Raw genomic sequence first — 25,400 nt, 5'->3', positions numbered from 1 at the left:
AGAGCGGCTAAGAAAAACTGCTTCATCGCAACACCTTACGGCGATTCGATAAAAATTGCACGGATAGAGCTTGCGGAGGGGAATCAGGATTTGTTAACCATCTCTCGTCAGGATCCGAATCAGTTGTTCAAAGGCGTTTTGAGTGCCGCAGATGGCGGCCGACCTGACGCCCGGAGCGGCGACTATGGGGAACTGGCATGCGCGTTTTGCTGATTGAGGATGACAGCGCCGTCGCGCAGTCGATCGAACTGATGTTGAAGTCCGAAAGCTTCAATGTCTACACGACTGACCTGGGCGAAGAAGGCGTCGACCTCGGCAAGTTGTACGACTACGACATCATCCTTCTCGACCTCAATCTGCCCGACATGTCCGGTTACGACGTGCTGAAGCAGCTGCGTGTCTCGAAGATCAAGACGCCGATCCTCATCCTGTCCGGCCTCGCCGGCATCGAGGACAAGGTCAAGGGTCTCGGCTTCGGCGCCGACGACTACATGACCAAGCCGTTCCACAAGGACGAGCTGATCGCCCGCATCCACGCGATCGTCCGCCGTTCCAAGGGCCACGCCCAGTCGGTCATCCAGACCGGCGACCTCGTCGTCAACCTCGACACCAAGACGGTCGAAGTCGGCGGCCAGCGCGTGCATCTGACCGGCAAGGAATACCAGATGCTGGAGCTGCTCTCGCTGCGCAAAGGCACCACCCTGACCAAGGAGATGTTCCTCAACCATCTCTACGGCGGCATGGACGAGCCCGAGCTGAAGATCATCGACGTCTTCATCTGCAAGCTGCGCAAGAAGCTCGCCAACGCCTCCGAAGGCCGCAACTTCATCGAGACCGTCTGGGGCCGCGGCTACGTGCTGCGCGAGCCGCACGACATGGACGAGCGCATCCCCGCCTGAGCTTTCACTGGGTCCACCGGCGAGCCTCACGGCTTGCTCCTCCCAGACTGGGCCCCGCCGCGAATGGCGGGGTTTTTGTTTGTGGGCTGGGTCGATCGAGGCGAAGAACGTCGCGCACAGGCTGCGGCTTCGCGAACATTGCGCTCCCTTCTCCGGCGGTTGCGGCGCATCGCCTGTCCCGGCAGGGCAAGCCTGGCAGTCGGGCGCGATCTGCTGCCCCCCATCTCCGTCATTGCGAGGAGCGAAGCGACGAAGCAATCCAGAGTCCCACCCTGGCCCCTGGATTGCTTCGCTGCGCTCGCAATGACGCCCGGGGGCGACGTTCAACCCGAGAAGCACGCACGACATCTGCGGATGCACCTTATGCGACCCTGCGGACAAACCCTCGCGATCTCGCGGCGCCCAGCGCCCGAGCTATGTGCCATTCTCACCGCCCTCTCCTAACCGAGGGCGCAGGGAAGGCCGGGCGCTGGCCGCGCCCGTGGCCCGCCTGCAGAAAAGAAAGCAGGCGGCAGTCACCACAGGTCTGGCCGAAACACCCGGCCCTCCCTGCGCGATGGCTTTACGATTTATACGCGATCTCCCTGGGGACCGGCTGTCTTGCCCCCATCACCCGCAGGCAGCTCATCAGCAACGCCCGCAGGCTCGACCTCAGCACCGGGAGGCCAGGACCACGCGACTTCACCGTGCGCCCGGGATCGTTCGTCGGCACGGCGAACCATGCTGCGATCCCAAGCGCCCATCGCATCCCACACCCGACGTCCGTGACGACCGCGAAGCGTCCCCTCGTTGGGGCGGGACGCGCGGAGTAAAGCACATTTTTCGTAAAAACAAAATAGAATTTCGATAAACAGAAATCATATTTCTTCCAGCCGTTCGAACGGCCACCGTCAAGGCTTGCGTTCCCGATCGAGACTCTGTCGAACGCTCCTGTTTCGGATCGACGATCTGCCATGTGCGGCTTCGCGCAAGTCACCTGCGATGCCCATGCGGCGCAGAGATCGGTCCCAACGTCAGAGGCATGTTGCGGAGCGACATCGGCTCCGCCGGGCACCGCACCAGAGCCGAAGAAATGATGCCAAAAGGTGTGCGGACCGTGACGTCGCACCCGCCCTTATTACCTTGAGTTGCATCAAAGACGGCCAGCAATTTCCGTGGCAGGCTAGCACTGACGGCGTATCCGTCATCAATGGTCCTTCAACGTGAGGAGTTCACTATGGCTAGAAGCATTGCTGTTGGTCTTGCTATTCTCGCCGTCTCTACATCTGCGGCCTTGGCAGGACATCGTACTCATCATGCAAAAGGTACTCATGCAAAAGCCAGTGCGGCTCAGCAGGTCGGGGCGAGCAAAAGTGATCGCGACCAATATGGAAATATGCAGGTCAATCCCGGAACTCCGGGCCTGAGCGGCAGCAACGCTGCCCTACATGCAAAAACGCATCGCGATTCCGGCTACGGGCCGAAGAGTGACTACAATGCAGACGGGACCATGCGGGTTGATAGCGGAACTCCGGGCGTAAGCGGCAGCAACGCTGCCCTACATCGTAGAACGCACCGCGATTCCGGTTACAATCCCAAGAGTGACTACAACGCGGACGGGACCCTGCGGGTGCATCAATAGTCGTTTCTTGCGACCACGTGATTGGCCCGGAGCGTTCCGCGCACCGGGCTTTCACGTCCACGAAAACTAGCGGTCCTTGCATTCACCGACAGCGATTACGGTGACGCTGCTCGACTGCACAAAACTATCATCTCGGCCGTTGTGTAACGGTGGGCCCATGAGTCTGGCCGGTCGCGCTGGCGGCACCGTACGCGCGGACGCCATGTAGGAGCTAGTCGCAAAGATACTGTTCCTGCTGTCGTCCGAGGCGTCGAACCTGACCGGCGCGTTCTACGCGACGGACGGCGGATGGACGGCCTATTGAACCCGCTTCCAGTCCGCTGAGGACTGGAACGATCGTTCACCCACGATCAGCTTCGAGCAAAGAGACGAGATCATGATGCGATCCCGCGGACCCGCATCATGATCTCAGGGCCTCGGAAGAGCCGCGGACCTAGCGGCACTCCTTGATTACGGTGACGCTGCAGAAAACTATCGGAAAACTACCGCGCGATCCTCCTCCAACGGCGAGCCTCGCCAAAAGCACGTCCATGAGTCCGTCCGGTCGCTCTCGCTGCAGCGGCGCGGACCGGATGGGTGGCCTGCGGCACATTTCGCTCTGGTTGATCAAGATCAATCGCGCTACCTTGGCCTCGCCGATCATCGGATCACGCAATGAGCTGGTGGCAGAGCCATGCCGGACGGCAGACGTCTCCCAATGCGCGGAAGCCTCGGTCCGCACCTGGCGGCGTGGCTGTTCTCGCTGCTGCTCGTTTCTGCCGCCGGCGCCCAGGCACTGGGGCCCACGTTCGAGAACCGGCCGATCGAGTCGGTGCGTCTGGTGCTGTCGGGCGTGGTGCCCAGTGGGGCGCAGCGGGTCGCGTTCGAGGATCGCATTCGGCGGGCACTCAACATCTATCCGGGGTCGCAGCTTCACGACCTGATGGTCGATTTCGGGCTCGCCAAGGTGAAGCGCATCCCCGGCGTGGCCACGGCCTCGATCAACTACGTCGACGGCAACACCGGCGGCGTTGCGGTCGAGCTCAGCGTCGTCGTCGGCGACCGGCCGCAGGCGGATCCGGGCCGCGTCGATTTCCCCTATCTTCATCAGGGCGACGACAGCCTGCTGAAGCTCAAGCTGACGGCCGCGACGCTCGGCTACGCCAATCACGATGCCTGGTATGGCCGGCCGCAGGCCTTCGTCGGCGCCAATCCACTCGCCAAGGGACCGGCCGGCGCCGGCTGGTCGTCGTTCGGCGAAGCCGCGCTGGAGGGCGGGCTGCAGGGCATCGGACCGGTCGGCAACAACATCTATGCCTATGGCAGCCTCTCCTATCTGGCCAGCGGCTCGACCGGCACGGACCTGTTCGTCACCGGCCCGCGCCGCCATGGCGCGATCGAGGACGCCTATGCGGGCCTCATCACGGGGATCACGGGCGACGACGGCTCGCGGCTGGTGATCAACCTGTCCGGCGGACGGCAGCCGTTCCAGATTGCCGACGGCATGCTGATCAGGATCACGGCAGCCAACGGTTTTGACCGCGCCGCGCTGCAGCTCAATCCGCGCTGGGCTGCCGACAGTTTGTTCCTCGCGCAGGCTCGCTACAACACCACGAAATTCGAGGCCTTCCGTCTCGCCCCCGACGAGCTGCCGGCGATCGATACCCACACCGTCATCGCCGGCGCGAACCTCGAGACGGGCCTGGGCACGCCGCATCAGCTCGGACTGACCTATCTGACCGTGCCGCGCTCCGACTACGGCTGGTACACGGCGACGGCGCAGGGCACGCGCCAGGGGCTGCAGGTCGCCGACGTGCGCTATTACTGGACGCCGGCCATCGGCGCGTCCGGTCCCTATGCGAAGACGGAGCTGGCGTTGCAATGGAACGACCGCAACGCGTTTCCGATGCGCGCCTGGGGCGGCTATGTCGAGGCGGGCTACACCTTCAACGAGGCGCTGTGGCGCCCCACTTTGAGCTATCGGCTGTCCGGATTCAGCGGCGACAATCCGGCGACGCGGACCTATGAGCGCTGGGATCCGCTGTTGTCGGGCGGCACCGGCGAGGAATGGGTGCAGGGGCTGAACCACTACAAGCTGTTTCAGGACACCAACCTGATCGCCCATCGCCTGCAGGCGATCCTGCGGCCGGCGCCGCAATGGGAGCTCGTGCCGCAGGCCTGGCTGTTCCAGGCGCAGCAGCTCAACAATATCGGCGGCACCACCTCGACGCTGGCCGGGCATCTGCTCGGCTACGAGGTCAATTTGACGGTGAAGTATTTCATGAGCCGCAACGTGATGTTCCAGTCGGGCGTCGCGCTGACGGCGCCGCTGTCCGGCGTCAGCCAGGCCGTTGTCGGCAACACCCGCCCGTGGTTCAGCGCGATGTCGCTGGCCCGGATCAGCTTCTGAGGGGAGATGTCGATGGATCGCCGCAGCATGTTGCAGAGCCTGGGTTCGGGGGCCGTGACGATTCCGCTGGCGCAACTGCTTCCGGGAGGCGCTGAGGCGGCTGAGCCCGTCGGCCCGGCCAACCTCGCGATCAGCCCGATCGATCCGGACTACTTCATCAAGGATCGCTTCAAGTCACGGACGATCGCCATCACCGGATTTGCCCGCGGCATGGGCCGCGCCGCCGCGCTGCGGGCGGCGCGCGAGGGCGCCAACATCGTCGGGATCGACTGGCTGCCGGACACGGCGCGCGAGACGGCGGCCATGATCCAGCGCGAGGGTGGCGCGATCGAATTTCTCGTCGGCGATGTCGCGAAGGGCGACACCTGCGACATGATGGTCAGGCGGGCGGTCGAGAAATTCGGCGGACTGGATTTTGCCATCAACAATGCCGGCGTCATGGACGGCGTATTTTCCGGCGAGGCGTTCGACTACGACAAGCAGAAGGACCTGCTGTTCGCGCCGATCCACGAAGCCTCCGATGCCTATTGGGACAATGTCCTCGCCACCAACGCCACCGGCGTGTTCCGCGCCATGCGGGCCGAGCTGCGGCAGATGGTCGCGCAGAAGCGCGGCGGGGCGATCGTCAACGTCGCCTCGATCGCCGGCCTGACCGGACTGGCCGGCAATCCGGCCTATGTCGCCAGCAAGCACGCCGTCAACGGATTGACCGCCAACGCCGCGGTCGACTACGCGCCCCACGGCATTCGCATCAACTCGGTCAACATGGCGGCGACGGACACGCCGATGATCGCGCGGGCCGCGCAGGCCGTCGCGGCCAAGATGCAGCGGTCGCCGGCCGACGGCGGCATGGGACGGCTGAAGACAAACTCGATCCTCAGCTATGCCGATCCCAGGCATCGTCCGGCCACCGTGTGGGAGCAGGTCGCGGTGATGCTGTTCCTGCTGTCGCCCGAGGCGTCGAACCTGACCGGCGCGTTCTACGCGACGGATGGCGGATGGACGGCCTACTGAGCCCGCTTCAAGACGGCTAGAGCATGATCTTTTCGGAAAACCGGTTTCCATTTTTTTGGATCATGCTCTGAGGACTGGAACGCTCGTGTGCCCGCGATCCGCTTCGGGCAAGAGACGAGATCATGATGCGATCCCGCGGACTCGCATCACGATCCCATGGCCTCGTCTGCGCGGCGACGGTTCAGCGCGGGCGCAACGCTCAGCGCCCTTTCCTCTTGGCGCTCGTCTTGGCTCGCCTGGCGGTCTTGGTCGCGGTCTTCTTCGCCGGACGCTTGGCCGCCGTCTTGGTCGCCTTGGCCTTCGCCTTCTTCGCTGAGGCGGCACGCTGGCTTGCCGTTTTCGACGCCTTCTTCGCGACCTTCTTTGTCGTGCTTGTCTTGCGGCCGGCCGAGGTCTTGGCTGCAGCGGCGGTCTTCTTTTGGGCCTTCTTGGCCGGCTTGGTCGACGGCCTCGCGGGCTTCGTCGTCGCAGCCGGTGTCTTGGCCGGCTTGGTGGTGCCGGTTGGCTTGGCGGGCTTCTTCGGCGTCGGTGGCGTTTCGACCGCCCCGCCGCCACCCGCCGCCGACAGCCAGAACCGCAGCTCCGGCGACTTCTCATCCGCGCCCTTGATGTAACGGTCCTGCCAGGTGTCGTCGGATTGCAGCGGCTTGCCGAAGATCTCCGGGTGCTGCTGCAAGAGGAAGCGCCAGGCGTAGTGGTCGTAGAGGTCGAGGACGTGGCAGGCATAGGCCTCGGCGAGACCGCGGTGACCGCGGATGATCAGCATGTTCTCGTCGTTGTTGTGCGAGGCGCGGAAGCCGAGATTGTGCGAGCCGGTGACGACGACGCAGTCGTCGCTGAACGGATCGATCACCACGATCTTGCTGTGGATGATGGCGAAGCCGTATTTGCCGAGCTCCCTCTCCCACTTGCCGAACGCGTCCTGCACCGCGCCGGCCGGCACGGCGCGGAAATCGATGCTGCCCTTGGCGCCCGGCTTCTTCGGCTTGCCGGCCTCGCCGACCACCGTCACCTGGGGCGCGGTGTCGTCCGCTCCCTCCTCCGCCGGCACCTCCGAATGGCCGCCGGAATGCAGCGCGGCGGAGAAATTCGTCGCGCGCACCGGGCTGGTCAGCGCGCCCCGCACGAACAGATCGGGCTTGTCCTTGAGCAACCGGCCGGCGACGTCGAGGATCGAGTTGTTGCCGGGATCGAAGGCCAGGAACAGCACGGCGTGCTTGGCCGATCGCATCAGCTCGAACACGCGGCCCATGTCACCGGACGTATCGGGATTCTTGCCGAGCTTGCCGTGGGTGTTCGGCGAGAACATCGGCTCGACGGTGACGCCGTGGCCCAGGTCGACCGGCGCCTGGATCGCGTCGGCATTGTTGGCGCGGGCGAAGTCGCGCAAGGTCTTCGACTGCAGCGCCGACTTGTCGCCGGCGGCGGCGTCGACGTCGGCCTTCAGCGCGTTCCAATAGCCGAGATAGCGCTGCGCCAACACTGGGCTCTCCACCACCAGCGCGTTGTTGGTCTGGGTGCACAGGCCGGTCGAGGTCCAGTTGGTCGAGCCGGACAGCACCGCGCTCGGCTTGCCGTTCTCGGTGAGCACCATGAACTTGTTGTGCGGGATGCTGCCCTTGCCGAGGATGCGGTCGATCACGGTGACGCCGGCGGACTTGAGGTCGGCGCGGTTCTCGGCGTCGGCGTCGTCGGTGTCCTTGCCCTGCTCGTTGCCGAGGATGACCGTGCGGCTGTTCGGGTTCTGGTGCAGCTGCTTCTCGAGGCCGTCGGGATCGTTCAGCTCGTAGAGGGCGGCATGGATGGCGCCGCCGCCGGCATCGGCGCGCGCCAGCAGCGAGGTCAGGCCGTCTTGAAGCTGGCCCATCAGGCGGATGCGAATGGGATCGGCAGGATCGAGGATGTGCGGGGCCAGCGCCGACACGCTCGGCTTGTCGTTCAGCGCATGGCTGAGCGCCTGGGTCGCGGTGATGCCGCGGTTGAAATAGACGTGGAACGGCGGCCGCTCCGGCGTCAGCGTGACCGGATTGCTCTCCAGCGGCGCGACGCCTTCGAGCGGCGTCAGCGCCTGGCCGGGCGTGCCGGCCATCGGCACGATGCGATATTTGTAGGTGCCGCCGCGCTTGGCGAACAGATCCTTCCACCAGAACTTCTGGATCGGCGCCTGCTCGGTGGTGAGCTTGTCCGCGGTCTGCCCGGCAAACCGTGCCAGCGCCGGCAGCACGGTGTCGGTGTGATCGGCGAGATCGATGCGATGAATGGCGAAGCCGAGACAGCCGTCGAGACGGCGATCGAAGGTCCAGGCGATGACGGCAATATCATTGTTGGAAAAGGCAAGCGCGGGCATGGCGGCACTCCTTGTCTGACAAGGATATGTCGTGCGGTTGTGACAAGGGTTCGACACATCCGGAACAAGAAGTGGCTAGTCGGAGGTCGCGAGGGAAGATGGTGCGGTGCGGGAGGGCAGTGGCTCGACCGGATCGCTGCTCACCCTCCTCCGGAGAGCCGGGGTGGGGGACAGACTACCCACACATGAGGTGAATGAGATGGATTGGCGAGGAAGCCTTCCGGATGGACGACGCGCGTAGCCTCAACCTCCCGGGCAGAGCGATCGCATATGGCCCCCTACGGATTGCTCTCGTCTGTTTCCACGTCGTCATGGCCGGGCTCGTCCCGGCCATCCACGTCGTCCGGCGCCCTGGGAGCAACGTGGATGCCCGGGACAAGCCCGGCCATGACGGAGTAACTAGCCGGCAGGCGTCGCTGCCGCGCTTGTCGCATTCGTCATATGCGATCGCCCTGCCGTCCAGGGGAGGGTGGGCACCTGTGTCCAACTCGTCATTGCGATGAGCGCAGCGACGAAGCAATCCAGAGTCCCGTTCACGACTCTGGATTGCTTCGCTTCGCTCGCAATGACGCGTCGAGAGAGCGCGCTCAGGCCGCTCAGGCCAGGCCGCCCGGCTTGCCGCGGGTGACGTAGCGGCCACTGCCCTTGGCGCCGATCAACTCGCCGTCGCGCACGACGAATTTTCCGCGCAGCATGGTCGCCACCGGCCAGCCGGTGATCTCGATGCCTTCATAGGGCGTGTAGTCGGAGCCGTGGTGCAGGCCGGACTGGCTGATCTTCGCGGTCTTCGCCGGGTCCCACAGCGCGATGTCGGCGTCGTAGCCGATCGCGATGGAGCCCTTGCCCTTCAGGCCGTAGGTCTTGGCATGGTTGGTGGCGGTGAAGGCGACGAACTGGTTCAGGGTGATGCGGCCCTTGCTGACGCCTTCGGAGAACAGGATCGGCAGCCGGGTCTCCACGCCGGGGATGCCGTTCGGTACCCAGCGAAAGCTGGTGCGGCCCTTCGGCGTCAGCTTGCCGGCCTCGTCGTCGTAGCGGAACGGGCAGTGGTCGCTGGAGAACAGCGAGAACACGCCCTGCTGCAGGCCCTCCCAGCAGGCCTCCTGGCTGGCCTTGTCGCGCGGCGGCGGCGAGCAGACATATTTGGCGCCTTCCATGTTGAGGCCCTGCATGTCCTCCTCCGTCAGCACCAGATATTGCGGGCAGGTCTCGCCATGGATCTTCAGACCCCGAGCCTGCGCGCGGCGGATCTCCTCCATCGCCTCGCGGTTGGAGACGTGGACGATCACGATCGGCACGTCGATCAGCTCGGCCAGCGAGATCGCGCGATGCGTTGCCTCGCGCTCGACCGGAATCGGGCGCGACTTGCCGTGATAGTACGGCGCGATGTGGCCGGCACGCTCGAGGCGATCGGTGAGGAAGCGGATCGCGTCGTAGTTCTCGGCGTGGATCTGCACCAGGGCCCCCCGCTCGCGCGCGACCTGCAGCACGCCGAGGATCTCGTAGTCGTTCAGCGCGAGCCCCTCATAGGTCATGAAGATCTTCAGCGACGAATAGCCGTCGGCGACCAGCGCCGGCAGCTCCTGGCCGAGCACGGCGTCGGTGGGATCGGCGATGATGAGATGGAAGGAGTGATCGACGTAGCAGGCGTTGTCGGCGAGCGCGTGATAGTCCTTCAGCGCTGATCGCAAGGGCTGGCCCTTCTCCTGCAGGCAGTAGGGCATGACGAACGTGTTGCCGCCGAAGGCGGCGGCGCGCGTCGCGCTCTCGAAATCGTCGGCCATGACGATGCCGGGGCCGGAGGGCTGGCTGATATGGACATGGCTGTCGATGCCGCCCGGCAGCACCAGCAGGCCCGTGGCATCGACGATCTCGTCGGCATCGGTGATGGCCTCGCCGATCGCGACGATGCGGCCGCTCTTGATGGCGACATCGGCCTTGAACGTATCGCTCGCGGTGGCGACGGTGCCGTTGCGGATGACGGTGTCGAAGGCAGCCATGTGACGCGCTCTCCCTAGTCCAGATTCAAGCGAATTTCTGAAACAGCGATCCCCCCCCGCTGACGCCGCTGACATCGACCCCTGCCAGTTTCAGCGATTTCCATACCACGGTGGCGATGGTGTCGAGAATGGGAATGCCGGTCTCCAGCTCGAGCCGCGCGACCAGCGGCGCGGCGCGCATGTTGGTGCAGACCACCGCGATCGCATCCGGCTTCTCGCGCGCGACCTCGCGGATCATGGTCTCGATCTCGGACGGCGTCACTTCCGCGAAGGAGAAATTGTCCTGCAGGTTGAGGTGCCGGTCGCCGCGGCAGGCGATGCCGAGCCTGTCGTAGTTGGCGATGATGCGCGCCTGGACGTCGTCGCGGTAGGGCGTGACGAGGCCAAGCGAGGTGACCTTCGCCGCCGCCAGGATCTCGTTCAGCGCCAGCATCGAGGTGGTCGCAGGGATGCCGGTGGCTGCGGTGATATGCTCGCACAGTTTCACGTCGGCCTCGAAGCCGAGCCAGCCCGACGAGGTGCCGTTCCAGCCGATGACGTCGACCTTGGCATGCGCCAGCAGCTCGGCGGCGCGCAGGATGTTGGAAATGTCGAACTGCGCGAGCGCGTCGGACGAGAGCGCGATCTCGGTGACCTTGAAGCGCGAGAAATGCGCGGAGACGTTGGGCAGGCTCGCGACCATCGCCGAGGTGATCGGCTCCAGCGCGGTGTTGGACGACGGCGTGAGCATGCCGAGCAGCGTGCGTTTGGTCATGGGTGAACGACCTCGTTCGATCGCGGATGGCGAGCGGGAGAGCCTCCCCCGCTTGCGGGGGAGGCCGGATCGCATCGCAGATGCGATCCGGGTGGGGGAACTCTATCCGCTCGGGCAGCGCGCCGTGCGGCGCCCCCACCCCAGCCCTCCCCCGCAAGCGGGAGAGGGGGCGCACTGCCGTTGTGGCGAGGGCTGGACCTGAACATGCAGCGCTTGGGCGGGCGCGATTGAGCAGCAATCATGCACTCGCCCCCTGCTCCGCCCGCTCGCCACGCAACAACGCCAGGATATGCCGCTTCAACTCATTGAACTGCGGTGACGTGATATCACGCGGCCGCGGCAGATCGATCGGGATGATCTCGACGATGCGCCCCGGCCGTGCGCTCATCACCGCAACATGCGTGCCCAAGGTCAGCGCCTCGTCGATGCCATGGGTGACGAACACGATCGTGCCCTGGTGCTGCTGCCAGATGCGCACCAGCTCGGTCTGCATGTCCATGCGGGTCTGCTCGTCGAGCGCGCCGAACGGCTCGTCCATCAGGATCACCTGCGGATTCATCAGCAGCGCCCGGGCGATGCCGACGCGCTGGTTCATGCCGCCCGACAGCTCGGACGGATAGTGGTTCTCGAAGCCGCTCAGGCCGACCATGTCGATATAGACCTGCGCCCGCGCCCGGCGCTCGGCCTTCTGCCCGCCGCCGAGCAGGAGATGGAAGGCGACGTTCTCCCACACCGGCAGCCACGGCATCAGATTGGCATGCTGGAACACGACGCCGCGATCGGCGCCGGGCGCGGTCACCGACCGGCCGTCGACGGCGATATTGCCGGCGCTCGGCTTCTCGAAGCCGGCAATCATGTTGAGCAATGTCGACTTGCCGCAGCCGGAGGGACCGAGCAGGCAGACGAGTTCGTTGCGGGCAATGGACAGATTGATGTCGGCGAGCGCGGTGACGTCGGCGTTGCGCTTCTTGTCGGTGAAGATTTTGGAGACGCCGGAGATCTCGATCGTGGCCATCGTCATTCTCCGCCACGAAGCGTGGTGTTGCGCTGCCAGTGCAGCACGCGCGCCATCACGAAGCGAATGGCGAGATCGCTGCAGAAGCCGAGCAGGCCGATGCTCGCCATCGCCGCCAGCACCAGATCGTAGCGCAGGAAGTAGTAGGAATCCCACAGCACGTAGCCGAGCCCGCTCTTCACCGCGACCATTTCGGCCGTCACCGTCAGCATCCACGCCGAGCCGATGCCGATGCGAAGCCCTGCAAAGATGCTCGGCATCGCCGCGGGCACGACGATGTAGCGCAGCAGCTTGCGCTCGCTGCCGCCGACCATGGCGCCGGCGCGGATCAGATTGCGATCGCAGGTCTTCACGCCGTGGATGGTGTTGAGCAGGATCGGAAAGAACGCGCCGAGGAACACCAGGAAGATCGCCGGCTTGTTGGCGATGCCGAACCAGATGATGGCGAGCGGGATCCACGACACCGGCGGGATCGGCCGCAGCATCTGAAGCGTCGGCTCGATCACGATCTCTATCTTGCGCGACCACCCGATGGCGACCCCGAGCGAGACGCCGAGCACGGTGGCAATCGCAAAGCCTGCGGCAACGCGCGACAGGCTCGCCAGCATGTCGGCGAGCCAATGGCCGCTGTAGGTCTGGGTGTTGCCGTCGGTGCCGACCAGCCAGTCCGCCCACGCCCACACGACCGTCGACGGCGCCGGCAGCAGCGCTGCCGGCAGCGCGCCGGAGCGCGAGAACGCCTCCCAGCCGGCGAGCACGAGCACCGGCACGACATAGCGGTCGAGCTTCCTGAGCTGGGCGAGCGCCGTCATCTCAGTAGCCGAGCTCGGTCTTCGGCTTGCCCGTGGCCGCTTCCAGGAAGCGGTAGTCGAGGTTCTTCTCGACGGCGGCCGTGACGTCCGAGTTGATGTATTTCAGGTCGCGCATCATCGCGGCGATGGCGAGCGCCGAGGCGCGGTACATCTTCGGGTCGGGATCGAGATTCTCGACCGCGCCGGTCGCGATCGCCTTGTCGAGGCCGGTGATCTTGGAGATGACCTCGATCAGCGCCGGCTTGTCGGCGGCGATGTGCGCATCGACCTTGACGACCGCGCGCACCACGCCCTCCAGCGCCTTCGGGTTCGACGCGATGACGTCGGAGCGGGTCAGGATCAGGTTGGTCAGCTTGCCGGCGGCCTGATCATAGGGGAAACCGAAGAACTTCGCCGCCTTGGCCTGCATGATCTGGGTCGCGAACGGCTCGACGGTGCAGATCAGCTCGACCTCGCCGCGGCGCAGCGCCTGCAGATGGTCGGACGGATTGGGGATGTTGACGAACTGCACGTCCTTGTTGATGTCGATGCCCTGCTTGGCGAAGGCGCCGCGCATGTGGATGTCCTGCGCATTGCCGCGCGAGGCGGCGACGCGGAACGGCTTTCCGTCGGCCTTGTATTTGGCGATGAGCGCCTTCAGCGCGCTCCAATCGCCCGGCGCGACCTCGAGATCGTTGCCGAGCAGGATCGCCGAGCCGCCATTGACCTGGCCGGAGATCGCGACCACGTCGAAGCCTTTGTCGAGCGCGATGGCGTAATGCAGATAGGTCACCTGCGCGACGTCGATGTTCTTCGAGACCAGCGCGGTCAGCGCGTCCGTGCCGGTGTTGAAGCTGACGGCATCGATCGCGACGCCTTCGGCGAACTGCGGCGTCAGCGACATCGGCGTGCAATGCGCGCATTTGGCGTAGCCGAGTTTGATCTTGGCGGCGTCGTCGGCGAAGCTGAGCGAGGGCAGCGCGAGCAGGGCGAGAATGAGCAGCACGAAACGTTTCACATCCATCTCCAGGGCAGGTCGATCCACGGGCTTGTCTCTCATGGCTTGTGCTCTCATCAGCAAGCGACATGCCAACTGGATGCGATATGCAATGTTGCTTTTATACAATAAAATCAGTATTTAATGACTATCAAATCTTGAAGGACCTGCCTGATCCGCGGGCGCATCGCCCGAATTTCAGGCATCTCGCAGCGGAGCAGCCGCGCCCACATGACCCCACCAGCACCCCGGCCCAGACTGAAGACGCGCTTCAAGCCGGCGCGGCTGAAGCTGTCGTCCGACCACTCCAAGCGGCCGCTCGAGCGGCTGTCGCTGCACGATCAGGTCGTCGCCAGGGTGCGCGAGATGATCGTGGACGGCGAGCTCGCCGCCGGCGCTGCCTTGCCCGAGCGCATGCTATGCGAGACTTTCGGCGTGTCACGCACGCCGCTGCGCGAGGCCTTCAAGATCCTCGCCGCCGAGGGCCTCATCGAGCTGCGGCCGCATCGCACGCCCGTGGTGACGCCGATCGACGCCCGCGAGATCGCCGAGATCTTCGACGTGATGGTGTCGCTCGATGCCGCCGCGGGCCGCGCCGCGGCCGCGCGTGCGACGGCGGACGACCTTGCCAGGCTCGACGCCATGCATGCCGAGCTGGTGGCGCTGCATCATGCCGCCGAGCGCGCCGCCTATTTCCGGCTCAACCAGCAGATCCATGCCGAGATCACCAAGCTCGCCGGCAACGCCGTGCTGCTCAGCATGTGGGGCACGCTGCACGCGAGCGTCTTCCGCGCCCGCGCCGTGGCCAATTACGATGCGCGGCGCTGGGACGAGTCGATCCGGGAGCACGAGGCCTTCATGGCGTTGCTGCGGGCCCGAGACGGCGACGGCTTCGCGCAGGCGCTCTCCGAGCACACCCGCAAGACCGGGGATTCGGTGCTGCAGATGCTGGACCAGGCCAGGCGGGATCTGGCGAAGGGCGGATAGACTTTGTTCACGTCGAACCGGGCATGCTGGCATCGCGACAGATGAGAGCTCCACACGCTTGGCCTGATCATGATCCTGCAATCGCTCGCCGGCCTGCCGGCCTTTCTGGTGTACTTCTGTACCGCGCTGTCCGCGGTGACGGCCTACCTGTTCGTCTACACCCGCGTCACGCCCTACAATGAATTCCAGCTGATCCGGGACAATCACCCCTCGGCCGCGATCGCGCTCGGCCTCAGCCTGCTCGGCTTCACCCTGCCGCTGGTCAGCGCCATCGCCCATTCCGCCAACGTGCTGGACTGCCTGATCTGGGCGCTGGTCGCGCTGATCGTCCAGGTGATCGTCTATTACCTCGTCCGCATTCCGGTGCCGGATCTCGCCCAGCGCATCGTCGCCGGCGAGCTCGCTTCGGCGATCTGGCTCGGCCTTGCGTCGCTCTCCGCCGGCGCGCTGAACGCCGCCTCGATGATCATCTGACCATGGCCGAGAAACGCCGCGAATTCGGCAAGCGCCGGCCGATGCCGCCCCCGCCCGCGACGCCGCCGGTGAAGCGCTCCGGCCATGTCGCGCTGCTCTTGATGGGCACGCTCGCCGTCGGCAGCACTGCCTATGCGCTGATGCCGCGGCAGCAGAGCTGCCCGCAGCCAGGCGCCGAGACGCCGACCATCGCCGGCCAGCCGCAGACGGGCGAATGCACGACGCGCCGCTCGAGCGGCGGTGGTGGCGGCGGCAGCGGCTCCGGCCGCTGGGGATTTTCCAGCGGCGACAGCGATTCCAGAAGCAGCGGCTCGAGCCATGTTGCCGAGGCCTCCTCCGCACATGTCTCGCGCGGCGGCTTCGGCTCGTTCGGACACGGCTTCGGAGGCGGCGGCTGATTTTCGTCGCGCCGGCGCCGTGAAAACACCGCGTTCATGCTGTTATCTCGGATTCGGATCTTTGACACAGACTCAAAATCATAAAAAACTGGCCTACCTACTGATCGGAAGCGATCCGATGCAATGTCGGCACCTGATGGTGCCGGCGACGATGAGGGCTGCGGCGACCGCCGCCGCCTCGCAGCAATCTGCTGGCAGGCGATCGCGTGGTCGCCGGCGCGGGATGGCGCCGGGACCGCGCGGACGTGATCATGGCCGCATCATTGATGGCGGCCGCGGTCGTGCTGCGCCCTGTTGCCACGGGCACGGCTTGTTCGCTGCTGCCTTGGGCTGACGCCGATGCAGCGCATCCCCTGTCCCGAACGTGACGACTGGCGCGAGACCGCGGCACGATGCGGATTCGACTTCTACGAACTCGACGGCGAGCGCTATTGGGACGAGCGCGCCTACTACGCATTCACGATCGCCGAGATCGAGCTCGGCATCGAGGAGCCGACGGCCGAGCTCGAGCAGATGTGCCTCGCGCTGGTCGCGCGCGTCGTCGGCGACGAGGCGCTGCTGCGCCGGCTGAAGATCCCGCAAGCGGTCTGGCCGCTGCTGGCGGAGAGCTGGCGCCGGAGGGACGGCAGCCTCTATGGGCGGTTCGACCTCAGCTATCAGGGCGGCCGTACGCCAGCGAAGCTGCTCGAATACAACGCCGACACGCCGACGTCGATCTTCGAGGCCGCCGTCTTCCAATGGACGTGGCTCGAGCAAGCGATCGAGCGCCGCATCCTGCCGGGGCGCGCGGACCAGTACAACTCGATCCATGAGCGCCTGATCGAACGCTGGCGCGCCCTCGGCAAGCGGCGCCGCGTGCATCTGGCCGGGCTGACCGCCAACGCCGAGGACGCCACGACCCTGGCCTATCTGGCCGACACGGCAGCCCAAGCGGGCCTGTCGACAACCATCCTTGACGTCGCCGACATCGGCTGGCGCGAGAGCGGCGGCGGCTTCGTCGATCTCGAGAACGGCGACATCGCGCTCGCCTTCAAGTTGTACCCCTGGGAATGGATGTTTCGCGATGCGTTCGGCGTCAAGCTCGCGCAGGCGCCGACGCAATGGATCGAGCCGCCGTGGAAGGCCATCCTGTCCAACAAGGGCATCCTGCCGCTGCTCTGGCAGATGCACGAAGGCCATCCGAACCTGCTGCCGGCCTATTTCGAGGACGATCCGAAGGCCGCCGGCCTCGGCCCGAGCTTCGTGCGCAAGCCGATCTACTCGCGCGAGGGCGCCAATGTCAGCCTGGTGTCCGACGGCGTCGCCGTCTCTACGCAGGAGGGTCCCTACGGCGCCGAAGGCTTCATCCGCCAGGCGCCGGCGCCGCTGCCGGATTTCGGCGGTGTGTTCCCGGTGATCGGCAGCTGGCTCGTCGACCATCAGCCCTGCGGCCTGTCGATCCGCGAAGACACGAGCCCGATCACGGGCAACCGCTCGCGCTTTTTGCCGCACGCAATCCTGTAGGATATTAACGACCGCCGACGAAAACGCCTCGACACGCCGGTCGAGAGGATTAGATAGACCGAGGGTGAACTCCCTGCGCGATGGGCGCGCATGACCGGGACATGACCGGGACGAGGCATGGCGACGGACAAACCCGAACTCGAAGGCTTGCGTATCCTGGTCGCCGAGGACGAGGGCCTGATCGCGCTCGAGCTGGAAACGGTGTTGCAGGGATTCGGCTGCGAGGTGGTTGGTCCCGTCTCGCGCGTTGGCGACGTGCTGCGCGAGGCCGAGCGAGGCGGCCTGGACGGCGCGCTGCTCGACGTCAACCTGCGCGGCGAGCAGATCTTCGCCGTCCTGCCGCAGCTGATCGCGCGCGAGCTCAAGATCGTCATCACCTCCGGCTATGACGATGCGACGCTGTTTCCGCCGGAGTTCCGCAGCCTGGCCCGGCTCGCCAAGCCGTTCGACGAGCGCGCGCTGCGCGCGATGTGCGAGGCCACGTTCGTTCGGCGTCAACGCAACTCATAACGCTTCGCTCACGCCCGGCGCATCGGGAGGCATCGCGTGTCCATCATCGAAGATACCGCGGCCTACGAGGCCTGGCTTCGCAGCCAATGCAAAGTGGTCGAGGACGACCTTCTCGCCAAGCACCAGCGGATGCGAAAGTCTCCGTTCGCCCTGCTGCGCGCCACCTACTATCGCTGGGCGCGGCGCATCGAGGAGATCTGCCCGGAGCTGGCCGAGGCGCCGGTCGCGCTGTGCGTCGGCGACATTCATCTGGAGAATTTCGGCACGTGGCGTGATGCCGACGGGCGCTGGGTGTGGGGCGTCAACGATTTCGACGAGGCCGCGAGGATGCCCTACGCCTTCGATCTGGTCCGGCTCACGACCAGCATCGAGCTCGCGCCCGACATGGCAATCGACAGCCGCGACGCCGCAGACGCGATCCTCCAAGGCTATCGCGACGGTCTCAAACACCCGCGGCCGGCGCTGCTCGACGAACACGAGATCTGGATCAGGCCCTACGTCAAATGCTCGGATGATTGCCGCCGCGCGTTCTGGGAGGAGATCAACGGCCTCGCGGCCGCCGATGCGATTCCATCCGCGGTGCGGAAGCTGCTCACCGCCAGCCTTCCGGAGCAAGCGAAGAATGCCGCATTCTTCCATCGCTTCGCCGGCGGCGGCAGCCGCGGACGTCCGCGCTACGTCGTCGTCGCGACATGGCGCGGCGGCCGCGTCATCCGCGAGGCCAAGGCGCTGGTCCCTTCGGCCTGGACCTGGGCCAAGAACAGGACGAAGGGCAGGATGCAGCCAAAGCCGGCGCCGCCGCACCGATTCGTCGAGCTGTCGACCGGGACCTATCGCGCGCCCGATCCATTCCTGCACGTTCACAGAACCAATGACGGGGACTACGTGGTCCGACGCCTGTCCGCGGACTCGCGCAAGATCGATCTCGGCAAGGAAGCCGGCGCCGATCTCAAGCTGGAGCTTCTGCGCGGCATGGGCACCGACCTCGCCTCCATCCATGCCGCCGACCGCCGCGCCGGCGCCGGGATCGCGGCGGACCTGAAGCAGCGCGGTTCAGGCTGGCTGCGCCGAGCAGCGCGCGCCGCGCGTGAGGCGACGGAAAGGGATCACGACGTCTGGCGCCGCAAGGCGGCACGCTCCGTTCCGATCGCGCGCTGAGGCGGGCATCCGATCAGTCCGGCTGCACGGCCGATGCCGGCAGATGCTCGGGGGTCGTCTCCGCGGTCAGCGCAAAGGTCAGCGAGCAGCGAATGCCCGCGGGCTCGAAGTCGAGCAGGGCTTCGCCATCGAGATCGAAGCGGACGACGCGGTCGATCAGCGTGGTGCCGAAGCCGCGCCCGCCGCCGCCTTCGATCAGCGGTCCGCCGCGCTCGAGCCAGATCAGCTCCAGCCGGCGGCCATCGTCGCGCAGGCGCCAGGAGATCGTGACCTGGCCGTGGGAGGCGGACAACGCACCATATTTGGAGGCGTTGGTCGCAAGCTCGTGCAGCACCATCGAAAGCGGCAGCACCAGCCGCGCCTCCAGGAGCACCGGAGGGCCGTCGATGGCGATCCGCCCTTCGCCGATGCCATAGGGCGCCAGCACGGTGGTGAGCAGTTCGTTCAGTCCGATGCCGATCCAACGGGTCTGCGTCAGGATGTCATGCGCGATCGAGACCGCCTGGATGCGCCCGGAGAACGCCTTGTTGAAGGCCGGCAGCGACGGTGAGGTCCGCAAGGTCTGCCCCGCCACCGACTGCACGATCGCCAGGATGTTCTTCACCCGGTGATTGAGCTCGGCGACCAGCACGGTCTGCTGCTCTTCCGCGCGCTTGCGTTCGGTGATGTCGGTCAGGGTCACGATCGAGCCGACCGTCTCCTTGAGATCGTTCACCAGGGGCCCGCCGGACAGCAGGAACGACCGCCCCGACGCCTGCGCGTTGCGCAAGGCGACCTCGACGCCATGGAAGGGCTTGGTCGCCAGCGCCTGATCAAGGCTCTCGCGCGAGAAGCGCGTCAACGTGCCTCGCTGGCTGGCGCTCTGCCCATCGAGCGGGAACGCCTCAGAAAACAACTGGCCGACCGGCGGTCGTTCCGCGAGCTGCTCGGCGACCCAGCTCGCATGGGTGATCCGGCCGTCGAGCGCCAGCACCACGACCGCATCGGTCGCCTGCTCCAGGATCGAGCGCGCAAAGCGCTCGGCATTGGCGACCTCCTCGGCGCGCCGCTGAATCGACATGTCGGTCAGCGTCACGAGCGTGGCCACCACGCCGCCCATCGCCATCTGGCGCATCCACACCGACACCGGCAGCTGGCCGCCGTCAGCGCGGCACAGTTGAGCGTCGGTTGCCGCATCGTCGGCGCGCTGCTCGGGCACCGCTCCCTCAAACAGCGAGGCAAAGCTGCGTCCCACCAATTGCTGTACGCCGAGGCCGGTCAGCGCGCACAGCCTGGAATTGACATAGACGATGCAGCCGTCGGCATCGAGCGTCAGCGCGCCGTCGCTCATGCGCTCGACCAGAACATGATAGGGCGCGTCCGCGCCCTGCAGCATGATGACCTGGGGTCCGGCCGGGCCCTGCACCACCACGGCATCGACGTTGCCGCGATGAATGGCCTCGACCGTCTCCTCCGCCTCGTTACGCGGCCGTCCCGCCTGCATCGCCTCTGTTGATGCCACGCGTCCTCCGTTCAGCTCGGTGCGATGTCCAGACCAACCAGCACCTTCTCCGCATTGGAGAGATCGCCGATGATTCGCTTGAGGGGCTCGGGCAGTTGACGGATCAAGGTCGGGATTGCGACGATCTGATCTCGTTGTGCGAGGGCCGGATCCTTCATCAGGTCGATCACCTCGATCGTGTAGCGGCCCGGCAGATGCGTCTCGCACAGCTTCTTGAGGTTGGCGAGCGCCGCCAGCGATTTCGGCGTCTGACCGGCGACATAGAGGCGGAGATTGTAGCCATCCTGTTCCATCGGAGCCGCCGTCATTTGCTGGATGTCAGCGGGTTGGCTGGGGAGCTCGGACGAGGCCCGGACGAGCGGCTCTCGATCTGCGCCAGGCGAGCGGCTGCGCGCTGATCCTCGCGGGCAGCGCCTTCCAGATTGATGAGCTCCATCTCGCTCTCCTCGTTGGCCAGCTGAGCCTTGAGCGTTTCGATCTGAGCCGCGAGGTCGCGGCGGCGACGTTCGATCTCGCGCGTGCGTCGTTCCGTATCCTGCGTGCGCAGCAGGCGCTCGACGCGATCTCTCGCCTCCTGCGCCACCCTGGCCGATCCAGTGAGCACGCCCTCCGGGCCGACATAGACCTCGCGCAGCGAGATGCCGTCGGCACTCATCAGGAATTCGCGGACCTGGTTGGAATGCGCCATGCCGCGCGACTTCAGCAGATAGAGCTGGCGGTTGTGCTCGCCGTTGCTCTCGCGATTGTAGAGCAGCAGCCAGGTGTCGGTGAGCGACGAGATCTGCATCTCCGTGGTCGCCGTCTCCGCGCTGCCGGCGCCGAGATTGGTGAACAGCGCCGTGACGCCGCGCGCCTTCAGGAAATCGATGAGGCGCAACGTCATCGAATGCACGTCGCCGGCAACGCCGGCGCCCATGAGCGCCGAGATGGGATCGACCACGACGGCGGCGGGATCGAACTCCTTGACCTCGCGATGCATGGCGGCGAGATGCGTTTCCAGTCCGTAGAGATTGGGGCGCCGCGCCGAGAACCGCAGCAGGCCGCGATCGACCCATTGCTGCAGGTCGAGACCGACCGATTTCATGTTGCGGATGATCTGCTGCGGGGATTCCTCCAGCGCGAAATAGATGCAGCGTTGCCCACTCTTGCAGATCGAATTGGCAAAGTGTGCCGACACCGTCGACTTGCCCGAGCCGGCCATGCCCGAGATCAGGATGCTCGACCCTTTGTAGTAGCCCTGGCCTTCGAGCATGTCGTCGAGATCGGCAATGCCGGTGGAGACCCGTTCCGTCCACGCATCATGCGCGAGTCCCGACGAGGTGATCGGCATCACCGTGATGCCTTCCTGGTCGATGATGAAGGGGTATTCGTTGGTGCCATGCGCCGTGCCGCGATACTTCACGACGCGCAGCCGGCGGGTCGAGAGCTGATCGTGCACGCGGTTGTCGAGCAGGATGACGCAGTCGGCGACGTATTCCTCGAGGCCGTAGCGCGTCAGCGTACCATCACCGCGCTCGCCGGTGATGATGGCGGTGACGCCCTTGCTCTTCAGCCATTCGAACAGCCGGCGCAACTCGGAGCGCAGCACCGCCTGGTTGTCGAGGCCGCCGAACAGGGTCTCGATCGTATCGATCACGACGCGCTTGGCGCCGATCGAATCGATCGCGAAGCCGATGCGGATGAACAGGCCGTCGAGATCGTAGTCGCCGGCCTCCTCGATCTCGTTGCGATCGAGATGGATGTGGTCGACCACGATCTTCTTCTGCTCGATCAGCCTATCGATGTCGTAGCTGAGCGAGCCGACGTTCTTGATCAGGTCCTCGGGCTGCTCCTCGAACGCGATGAACACGCCCGGCTCGTCGTAGGCGACCGCGCCATTGTAGAGAAACGTCATCGCAAACAACGTCTTGCCGCAACCGGCCGCGCCGCACAGCAGCGTCGGCCGCCCTTGCGGCAGGCCACCGAAGGTGACCTCGTCGAGGCCGTCGATCCCGGTCGGCGATTTGGCGATGACAGGGAGATCCCGCGTCACGATTCGAGGACGCACACTCGTTTTCATCCAATCCCCCGCCACCAATTCAACACGCGTGAGTCCACACCAAGGCGTGAATAGACGCGTCAGGAACCGAAAAGTTCCAGGGGTCGGCGAGATTTGCTTCGGAAGGAGGCCTGCGGGCGCAGAAAGGACCGGCCGCGCGCGCGGGACGGACGCACGCGGGACGGAACGGCCGACCGCCCGACCGGTCGAAGCGCCCCCCGGTCACAGACGGCTCCGGCCGGCGTCAGCGCGCCGCGACCACCTTGAGGCCGGGCAGCAGCGCCGCGCCGCCGCGCGGGCTGCGCACCGGATTGATCTGGTACAGACCCCGCCGCTCCTGGTTGGGCCGGAACGCGTCGGTGATGCCGACGACCGATTCGGCGGCTCCCAGCAACAGCGTGCCGTCCGGCTCCATCACCTTGGCCATTCGCTCGAAGATCGAGGCCTTGGTCTCCTGATCGAAATAGATCAGCACGTTGCGGCAGAAGATGATGTCGAACTTGCCGAGATGCGAGAAGTCCTGCAGCAGATTGAGCTGGCGATGCTGGACCATGCCGCGAATGTCGGCGCTGAGCTGCCAGAGTTCGCCGAGCTGCGTGAAATATTTCACCAGCAGCTGGATCGGCAATCCACGCTGCACCTCGAACTGGCTGTAGAGGCCGGCCTTCGATTTCTCCAGCACCTCCTGCGACAGGTCGGTGGCGATGATCTCGATGCGCCAGCCGGCCAGCGCCGCGCCATGCTCCCGCAGGCACATCGCGATCGAATACGGCTCCTGTCCGGTCGAGCAGGCGGCCGACCAGATGCGCAGGGAACGACGATTGGCGCGCGACTGGATCAGCGCCGGCAGGATGCCCTCACGGAGATGATCGAACGGAATCTTGTCGCGAAAGAAGAACGTCTCGTTGGTGGTCATCGCCTCGACCACCTGCGTCGTGAGCTGCTCCGAGCCGCTCTTGATCTTCTGCACCAGCTCCGTGATTCCCGGCAGGTTGGAGCGGCGGGCCAGCGGCAGCAACCGGCTCTCGACCAGGTACTGCTTATCGGCCGACAGATCGAGGCCGGAGCGATCCTTCAGGACCTTACGCAAGAACTCATAGTCCAGGGGTGTCACGAACGGTCTCCAGCAAACAGACGAACCAGCTTCGGTCCAATCTGATTCAAGGGAAGGACGGCCGCGCAGATGCCGGCATTGGCTGCTGCGCCCGGCATGCCCCAGACCACGCTGGTCGCCTCGTCCTGCGCGATCACGCTGCCGCCGGCGGCGACGATGTCCTTGCCGCCGCGCATGCCGTCGGATCCCATGCCGGTCAGGATCACGGCCAGGGTCGAGCCCTGCCAGACCTCGATCGCCGACATGAACAAGGGATCGACGGCGGGCTTGCAGAAATTGACCGGAGGACCGTTGTCCAGCGCGATCACCACATCGGCGCCATGGCGCGCCACACGCATGTGGCGGCCGCCGGGGGCAAGGTAGATCTGACCCGGCTTCACCACTTCACCGTCGACGGCCTCATGGGCCGGCCTGCGGCTCGAGCGCGCCAGATGCTCGGCGAGGATGGTGGTGAAGGTCGGCGGCATATGCTGGGTGATCAGCACCGGAAAGCGGTCGATCACGGGACCGAGCTCGGTCACCAGCGACATCAGCGCCTGCGGGCCGCCGGTCGACGATCCGATCAGCAGCACCTTCGGCATCTGCGTGCTGAAGGAGCGGCGCGCCAGCTGGGTCGGCGCGGCGGGCGCCACGGGAGCGACCATCGGCCGCGCCGTTGACGCAGGCCGGAGCCCCTGGACTTGCGGGACGATCGGCGAGGCGGCCGGCGCATGCGGAGCGGGAGCGGGAGCGGCGCGGCGCGCCTTGGCGCCGAGATTGCGGATCTTCTGAATCAAATCGTAGTGGAAATTGTCGGCCGCCGAGGCCTCGCGCGTGCTCTCGGGTTTCGGAATGTAGTCGGCCGCGCCGAGCGACAGCGCCTTGAAGCTGATCTCCGCGTTGCGGCGGGTCAGCGTCGACGCCATGATGACGGCGAGGTTCTTCTTCTTGGCAAGCAGCTTCGGCAGGGCGGCGATGCCGTCGAGCTCGGGCATCTCGATGTCGAGCACGGCGACATCGGGATTGACGCGATCGATCTGGTTCACGGCTTCGAGGCCCGTGCGCAGCGACGCCGCCACGACCATGTCGGGCTCAGACGCGATCCAGCGCGAGATCATGCCGCGAATGACCACGGAATCGTCCACGACCATCACGCGGAGAGGTTCCTGCCTGGTCGAACTTGGGATCGAAGAACTGGCCAACGCGACGCTCATAGTTCACCAACAGGACAGAGGCACGGGGTGACGGCAAGCCCGGACGACCACGGGACCGACGCACGCGACAGAGATCAGATCAGCCCGACTTCCTGAAACTTCGCCGTCACGATGTCCTTGTCGAAGGGCTTCATGATGTACTCGTTGGCGCCGGCGTGCAGCGCGCGCGCGATGTGCGCGACATCGTTCTCGGTCGTGCAGAACACCACCTTCGGCGCGTCGCCGCCGGGCATGCGCCGGAGATTGCCGAGGAACTCGTAGCCGTCCATGACGGGCATGTTCCAGTCGAGCAGCACCGCATCCGGGAGGCCCCGCTTGCAGATCTCCAGCGCCTGCTCGCCGTCCTCCGCTTCCACGATCTGGAAATCCAGACCTTCCAGAATCCGTCGCGCCACCTTTCGAATGACGCTGGAATCGTCAACTACCAGACACGTTCTCATATCAGCCTCACGAGATCAGGATCCAATGCAACGACGCATGATGCGCCGCTGCCCGCACGTTGCAGTGTTCAGGCCGCCATCTTGTCGGCGGCGAGCTCGAGCACGCGATCGACGTCGAGAATGACCATCAGCTGGCCGTCGAGGCGGTGCACGCCGCCGGCAAGCTTCGCCATGCGCGGGTCGAGATTGACGGGGTTCTCCTCCCGGCCCTCCTCGGGCAGCCGCAGCACCTCGCCGATCTGGTCGATCAGGAGACC

23 protein-coding genes are annotated in these 25,400 nt (G+C 65.7%); 10 read left to right on the top strand and 13 right to left on the bottom strand.

Annotated features, from left to right (window positions below):
- Positions 1-197 precede the first annotated feature (197 nt).
- The 4 genes from ctrA (at position 198) to ACQR0W_RS31755 (ending at position 5,923) form a co-directional block, all read left to right on the top strand.
- Positions 198-899, top strand: a complete 702-nt coding sequence (gene ctrA / locus ACQR0W_RS31770; RefSeq protein ID WP_012046382.1) for a response regulator transcription factor CtrA — start codon at positions 198-200, stop codon at positions 897-899.
- 1,216 nt (positions 900-2,115) lie between these two features.
- The gene (locus ACQR0W_RS31765; protein ID WP_315714033.1) at positions 2,116-2,520 is read left to right on the top strand and encodes a hypothetical protein; all 405 of its coding nucleotides are present in this window, start codon (positions 2,116-2,118) and stop codon (positions 2,518-2,520) included.
- Between the two features lie 697 nt (positions 2,521-3,217).
- Entirely contained in the window at positions 3,218-4,909 is a 1,692-nt protein-coding gene (locus ACQR0W_RS31760) for an alginate export family protein (protein ID WP_316186706.1), read from the top strand.
- Positions 4,910-4,921: 12 nt separating this feature from the next.
- Positions 4,922-5,923, top strand: coding sequence for an SDR family NAD(P)-dependent oxidoreductase (locus ACQR0W_RS31755; protein ID WP_315752689.1), 1,002 nt, complete (start codon positions 4,922-4,924; stop codon positions 5,921-5,923).
- A 199-nt stretch (positions 5,924-6,122) separates the two neighbouring features.
- On the opposite strand, the gene ACQR0W_RS31750 is transcribed toward ACQR0W_RS31755, so the two are convergent.
- The 6 genes from ACQR0W_RS31750 to ACQR0W_RS31725 all read right to left on the bottom strand — a co-directional run bounded on the left by ACQR0W_RS31750 (position 6,123) and on the right by ACQR0W_RS31725 (position 13,854).
- A complete protein-coding gene (locus ACQR0W_RS31750) occupies positions 6,123-8,270 on the bottom strand; it encodes a phospholipase D-like domain-containing protein (RefSeq protein ID WP_316169360.1) in 2,148 nt (715 codons plus the stop codon).
- Positions 8,271-8,866: 596 nt separating this feature from the next.
- Positions 8,867-10,345 (bottom strand): dihydropyrimidinase, encoded by a 1,479-nt coding sequence (hydA, locus tag ACQR0W_RS31745; protein ID WP_315752687.1) that lies wholly within the window; start codon positions 10,343-10,345, stop codon positions 8,867-8,869.
- Positions 10,296-11,024: a maleate cis-trans isomerase family protein gene (locus ACQR0W_RS31740; RefSeq protein WP_316169361.1), complete on the bottom strand. Its 729-nt coding sequence runs from the start codon at positions 11,022-11,024 to the stop codon at positions 10,296-10,298. The genes hydA and ACQR0W_RS31740 overlap by 50 nt, the downstream gene beginning before the upstream one ends.
- A gap of 238 nt (positions 11,025-11,262) precedes the next feature.
- Positions 11,263-12,039, bottom strand: a complete 777-nt coding sequence (locus tag ACQR0W_RS31735; RefSeq protein WP_316169362.1) for an ABC transporter ATP-binding protein — start codon at positions 12,037-12,039, stop codon at positions 11,263-11,265.
- Positions 12,040-12,041: 2 nt separating this feature from the next.
- Positions 12,042-12,851 (bottom strand): ABC transporter permease, encoded by an 810-nt coding sequence (locus ACQR0W_RS31730; RefSeq protein WP_315767806.1) that lies wholly within the window; start codon positions 12,849-12,851, stop codon positions 12,042-12,044.
- A 1-nt stretch (position 12,852) separates the two neighbouring features.
- Positions 12,853-13,854: an ABC transporter substrate-binding protein gene (locus tag ACQR0W_RS31725; protein ID WP_316169628.1), complete on the bottom strand. Its 1,002-nt coding sequence runs from the start codon at positions 13,852-13,854 to the stop codon at positions 12,853-12,855.
- Positions 13,855-14,058: 204 nt separating this feature from the next.
- Here ACQR0W_RS31725 and ACQR0W_RS31720 point away from each other — a divergent pair, with 204 nt between their 5' ends.
- From ACQR0W_RS31720 to ACQR0W_RS31695, 6 genes are all read left to right on the top strand, one after another.
- Positions 14,059-14,814, top strand: a complete 756-nt coding sequence (locus tag ACQR0W_RS31720; protein WP_316186705.1) for a GntR family transcriptional regulator — start codon at positions 14,059-14,061, stop codon at positions 14,812-14,814.
- A 69-nt stretch (positions 14,815-14,883) separates the two neighbouring features.
- The gene (locus ACQR0W_RS31715; protein ID WP_316186704.1) at positions 14,884-15,288 is read left to right on the top strand and encodes a DUF350 domain-containing protein; all 405 of its coding nucleotides are present in this window, start codon (positions 14,884-14,886) and stop codon (positions 15,286-15,288) included.
- Positions 15,289-15,290: 2 nt separating this feature from the next.
- Positions 15,291-15,686, top strand: coding sequence for a hypothetical protein (locus tag ACQR0W_RS31710; protein ID WP_316186703.1), 396 nt, complete (start codon positions 15,291-15,293; stop codon positions 15,684-15,686).
- Between the two features lie 339 nt (positions 15,687-16,025).
- Positions 16,026-17,189 carry a glutathionylspermidine synthase family protein gene (locus ACQR0W_RS31705; RefSeq protein ID WP_316186702.1) on the top strand — a complete coding sequence of 388 codons (1,164 nt, stop codon included), beginning with the start codon at positions 16,026-16,028 and terminating at the stop codon, positions 17,187-17,189.
- A gap of 117 nt (positions 17,190-17,306) precedes the next feature.
- Complete coding sequence (locus tag ACQR0W_RS31700; RefSeq protein WP_315714020.1) at positions 17,307-17,699, top strand: hypothetical protein; 393 nt, start codon at positions 17,307-17,309, stop codon at positions 17,697-17,699.
- Between the two features lie 36 nt (positions 17,700-17,735).
- Complete coding sequence (locus ACQR0W_RS31695; protein ID WP_316186701.1) at positions 17,736-18,857, top strand: DUF2252 family protein; 1,122 nt, start codon at positions 17,736-17,738, stop codon at positions 18,855-18,857.
- Positions 18,858-18,870: 13 nt separating this feature from the next.
- Here the strand turns inward: ACQR0W_RS31695 and ACQR0W_RS31690 are convergent, their stop codons facing one another.
- The 7 genes from ACQR0W_RS31690 to ACQR0W_RS31660 all read right to left on the bottom strand — a co-directional run.
- Positions 18,871-20,358 (bottom strand): HWE histidine kinase domain-containing protein, encoded by a 1,488-nt coding sequence (locus ACQR0W_RS31690; protein WP_316186700.1) that lies wholly within the window; start codon positions 20,356-20,358, stop codon positions 18,871-18,873.
- A gap of 11 nt (positions 20,359-20,369) precedes the next feature.
- Positions 20,370-20,666, bottom strand: coding sequence for a circadian clock KaiB family protein (locus ACQR0W_RS31685; RefSeq protein WP_012046401.1), 297 nt, complete (start codon positions 20,664-20,666; stop codon positions 20,370-20,372).
- Positions 20,663-22,417, bottom strand: a complete 1,755-nt coding sequence (kaiC, locus tag ACQR0W_RS31680) for a circadian clock protein KaiC (protein WP_316186699.1) — start codon at positions 22,415-22,417, stop codon at positions 20,663-20,665. The genes ACQR0W_RS31685 and kaiC overlap by 4 nt, the downstream gene beginning before the upstream one ends.
- Before the next feature lie 223 nt (positions 22,418-22,640).
- Complete coding sequence (locus tag ACQR0W_RS31675; protein WP_316186698.1) at positions 22,641-23,510, bottom strand: CheR family methyltransferase; 870 nt, start codon at positions 23,508-23,510, stop codon at positions 22,641-22,643.
- A complete protein-coding gene (locus ACQR0W_RS31670; RefSeq protein WP_316186697.1) occupies positions 23,507-24,703 on the bottom strand; it encodes a protein-glutamate methylesterase/protein-glutamine glutaminase in 1,197 nt (398 codons plus the stop codon). The genes ACQR0W_RS31675 and ACQR0W_RS31670 overlap by 4 nt, the downstream gene beginning before the upstream one ends.
- A gap of 74 nt (positions 24,704-24,777) precedes the next feature.
- Positions 24,778-25,143 carry a response regulator gene (locus ACQR0W_RS31665; protein WP_006613312.1) on the bottom strand — a complete coding sequence of 122 codons (366 nt, stop codon included), beginning with the start codon at positions 25,141-25,143 and terminating at the stop codon, positions 24,778-24,780.
- A 68-nt stretch (positions 25,144-25,211) separates the two neighbouring features.
- On the bottom strand, positions 25,212-25,400 hold a 189-nt coding region (locus tag ACQR0W_RS31660), incomplete at its 5' end, for a chemotaxis protein CheW (RefSeq protein ID WP_434840571.1).

The sequence above is a fragment of the Bradyrhizobium sp. HKCCYLRH1034 genome (genome assembly GCF_051168375.1).
Taxonomy (GTDB): Bacteria; Pseudomonadota; Alphaproteobacteria; order Rhizobiales; family Xanthobacteraceae; genus Bradyrhizobium.
This window is presented reverse-complemented; position numbering and strand designations above follow the sequence as displayed.